The sequence below is a fragment of the Longimicrobiaceae bacterium genome, from assembly GCA_035936415.1.
Taxonomy (GTDB): domain Bacteria; phylum Gemmatimonadota; class Gemmatimonadetes; order Longimicrobiales; family Longimicrobiaceae; genus JAFAYN01.
The window spans coordinates 1-4,291 of sequence record DASYWD010000612.1 but is presented as its reverse complement, the minus strand read 5'-3'; the positions used below and the strand labels follow the sequence as shown (position 1 = coordinate 4,291).

The 4,291-nt window shown below is 75.1% G+C and carries 1 protein-coding gene; it reads right to left on the bottom strand.

Annotation, left to right across the window (positions count from 1 at the left end):
- Window positions 1–4,291: amino acid adenylation domain-containing protein (locus VGR37_24535; GenBank protein ID HEV2150588.1), on the bottom strand; the 4,291-nt coding region annotated here is incomplete at both ends.

Below are 4,291 nucleotides of genomic sequence, written 5' to 3'. Positions count from 1 at the left end.
GGCCGGTGGACCCGGACGTGTAGATCACGTACACCAGGTGCTCCGGGCTCAGCGCCCCCCGCACAGGGTCGCTCTCCGGCCGGCGCGCCCAGGCCGCGGCATCGCCCGCCAGGTCCAGCACCGGCACCCCCGCCAGCTCCGGCACCTTCGCCGCCGCAAGCCGCTCCAGGAGCGGGCCCTGGGTCAGCACCGCCGCCGGGGCGCTGTCGCGCAACATGTAGCCCAGGCGCTCCGGCGGGTACTCCGGGTCGAGCGGCACGAAGGCACCGCCGGCCTTGAGCACCGCCAGCAGGGCGACGACCATCTCCGCGCTGCGCTCCACGCAGACGGCCACCCGCGCCTCGGGTCCGACGCCCAGCCCGACCAGGTGGTGCGCCAGGCGGTTCGCCCGGGCGTTCAGCTCCGCGTAGCTGAGCGCCTCGCCCGCGAAGACGAGCGCCACCGCGTCGGGGCTGCGCCGCGCCTGCGCCTCGAAGAGCTGGTGCACGCACAGCTCGCGCGGATACTCGGCCTCGGTGGTGTTCCACCCCTCCACCACCTGCCGCCGCTCCGCCTCCGGAAGCACGTCGATGCTCCCGAGCGCCCGCCCCGGCGAGACCTCCAGCGCCTCCACCAGCCGCTCCAGCGCCGTGTGCACCATCGCGCACACCCGCTCCGCCCGGACGTGGGCGACGGACCTCGCCGTGATCCGGAAGTCGTCTCCGAGGTCGTCCACGGCCAGCGTCAGCGGATAGCTCGAGCGCTCCTCGGTGGAGATCCCCTGAATCCCGCCGAGGGCGGCGGGCGCCTGCCCGGATCGGGCCATCCTTCCACTGTGCCGGAAGTTCAGCAGCGCGGAGAACAGGGGTGCCGGCGGCTCCACTCCGCTGCACCTCTGGACGAGCGCCAGCGATGCGTGCTCGTGGCGCAGGAGGCCGGCGAGGAGCGCGTGCGTCTTCCGCACGCTGGCCTCCGCCCCCGCCTCTCCCACCTTCACCCGCACCGGGAGGGTGTTGATGAACAGGCCCATCACCCGGTCGGTGCCCTCGCCTCCCTGCATCCGGCCGAGGAGCACGGTCCCGAACACCACGTCCGGCCGGTCCGACACACGGGCAAGCACCTGCGCCCAGGCAACGTGGCACAGGCTGGCCGCGCTCACCCCCAGCGAGCGCGCACGCGCGCGCAGCCGGACGGCCAGCGGCCCGTCCAGCTCCAGGCGCGCCTCGTCGACCCCGGACCCGTCGCGCCGCACGTCGGTCAGGCCGAACGGCGCGGTGGTCTCGGTCACGTCCCCCAGCAGCTCGCGGAAGAACGCCTCGTGCTCCTCCCGGCTCATCCGCAGCCGGGCCTGTGCCACGTAGTTGCGGAACGGCAGCGGCTCCGGGAGCTCGTCCGCCCTCCCCAGCAGGTGCGCCTGCACCTCCGCCTGCATCACCTCCGCCGCCGTGTGGTCGGCGACGAGGTGGTGGTGCTGCCGGAGCGCCACCCAGCGGTTCCGGGCCGGGTCCGGCGCAACGTAGATCCAGATCAGAGGAGCCCCGCGGATGTCGCGCCGGTGCCGCCTCGCATCGAACCGGGCGTGGAGCTGCTCACCCACGTCCCCATCCGCGGGGTCCAGCTCCACCTCGTCGATTCGCAGCCTGGCGACCCGCCACACCACCTGCACCGGCTGCCGCAGCCCCTCCCACCGGATGGCGGTGCGGAGGATGTCGTGCCGGTCGACCACCGCCTGCAGCGCGGCCAGGTACTGCTCCAGCCGCTCGCGGCTGTCGAAGCTCAGGAGGCTCGACAGCACGTACGGGTCTCCCTCCTCGGCCATCAGGTGGTGGAAGAGCATCCCCTCCTGCAGCGGCGCCAGCGGGTAGACGTCCTGCACGTTGGCGGCGCCCCCGGGCACCCCCTCCACGACGAGGTTGATCTCGGCCTGGGTGAGCTCCACCAGCGGCAGCATCTCCGGCCGGATCGCCTCACACCCCTCCGGGATCCCGTTCGCCGGGACCTCCACCTCCGCCGACTCGCTGCCGGCGGCGGCCGCGAGGTCCGCCAGGGTGGGGCTCGCGAACACGGTGCGGACGTCCGCGTGCAGCCCCACGCGCCGCATCCGCTCGATCAGCGTCACCCCCAGAAGCGAGTGCCCCCCCAGCTCGAAGAAGTTGTCGTGGCGGCCCACCCGCTCCACCCGCAGCAGCTCGGACCAGATCTGCGCCAGCGCCTCTTCCGTCTCCCCCGCGGGCGGCTCGTAGGCGCCCGTCGCGTAGGCGGTCCCGTCCGGGGCCGGCAGCGCGCCGCGGTCCACCTTCCCGTTGGGCGTAAGCGGCATCTCCTCCAGCCGCACGTACGCCGCCGGCACCATGTGCTCCGGCAGCCGCTCCTGCAGGTGCGCCCGCAACGCCTCGGCCTCGAGCGCCTCGCCCACCCAGTACGCCACCAGCCGCCGGTCTCCCGGCGTGTCCTCCCGCGCCACCACCACCGCCTCCCGCACCCCGGCGTGCGCGCGGAGCCGCGCCTCCACCTCGCCGGGCTCGATGCGGAACCCCCGCACCTTCACCTGCCGGTCCGTGCGCCCCAGGAACTCCAGGCTCCCCTCCGGCAGCCGCCGCACCAGGTCCCCCGTGCGGTACAGCCGCGCCCCCGCCTCCCCGCCGAACGCGTCGGGGACGAAGCGCTCCGCCGTCGGCTCCGCCTGCCCCGCGTACCCCCGCGCCACCCCGGGCCCGCCGATCCACAGCTCCCCGGGAACTCCCACGGGCACCGGCGCCCCGGAGTCGTCGCACACGTACAGGCGCACGTTCCCCAGGGGCCGGCCCAGCATCCGCCGTCCGGGCTCCTCCCCGAGCGCGGAATGCGCGGCGCAGATCACGGTGCCCTCGGTGGGGCCGTACAGCACGTGCACCTCTGCCGCCGGGAAGGTCTCGCGCATCTCCCGCAGCAGCTCCGGCGGCACCGCGTCCCCGCCGACGAAGAGCCTGCGCAGGCGGGGGAGAACGCCGCCTCCCTGCGCCGGGACCGCGTCCACCACCAGGCGCATGAGGGCCGGCACGGCGTGCAGCACGGTGGCGTCGTGCAGGACCCGGGGCAGCGTCTCCACTTCCCGCACCCGGTCACGCGCGACCGGCCGCACCGCGCCGCCCGAGAGGAGCGCGCAGAAGGTCTCGAAGAGCCAGATGTCGAAGGCGAAGGAGGCGAGCGCCGGAACCACGTCGGCCGGCCCGAAGCCGAAGGCCTCCAGGCTCCCCAGCAGGGTGTTCGCCAGGCTGCGGTGCTCCACGGCCACGCCCTTGGGGCGGCCGCTGGACCCGGAGGTGTAGATCACGTACGCCGTCCCCCGGGCGAGGGGGGCCGGCGTGGGCGCCGGGAGCTCCGCCTCCCCCGCGCCGTCGCCCGGCTCCTCCGCGCCCAGGAGGAGGGTGCGGCCGCCGTGGGGGGGGAGGACGTCCGCCAGGTGCGGCTCCACGAGGACGACGGCCGCCGCGGCGTCCTGGAGCAAGACGGCCAGCCGCTCGCGCGGATGGGCCGGGTCGAGGGGCACGAACGTCCCGCCCGCCTTCCAGCACCCCAGCACTCCCACGAGCATCCCCGCGCCCGGCTCGGCGCAGAGCCCGACGGCGCTCTCCGGGCCGACGCCGCACTCCGCGAGGGAGCGCGCCAGACGGCGGGCGCGCGCGTCCAGCTCCGCGTAGGTCAGCGCTCCGCCGTCCAGGACCACGGCGGCCGCACCGGGCGTGCGCTCCACCTGCCGCTCGAAGAGCTCGTGCACGCAGAGGTCGAGAGGATACGCCGCCCGCGTGGCGTTCCACCCCTCCACCACCTGCCGCCGCTCCGCTTCCGGCAGCATCTCCAGCCCGGCGACCGGCCGCTCCGGCCCGGCCGCCATCTCCTCCAGCACCCGCCGCAGGTAGCCCACCTGGCGCTCCACCGTCGCGCCGTCGTACAGCGACCTCGCGTACGTCACGCTCCCGGCGATCCGCCCGTCCGTCTCGGCCAGGGACAGCGACAGGTCGTACTTGGCGCTCGGCTGCTGCGCACCCGCGGCCACCCCCGCCAGCGTCAGGCCCGGCAGCTCCATCCGCTCCCGCGGCGCGTTCTGCCAGGCGAACATCACCTGGAAGAGCGGGCTGTGCGCCAGGCTGCGCCCCGGCCGCACCGCCTCGACCACCTGCTCGAAGGGGATGTCCTGGTTCTGCTGCGCCTCCAGCGCGCGCTCCCGCACCCGCTCCAGCAGCTCCCCCACCGTCGGCGCGCCCGAGAGGTCCAGCCGCAGCGCCAGCGTGTTGACGAAGAAGCCGATCAGCCCCTCGATCTCCCTCCTGCC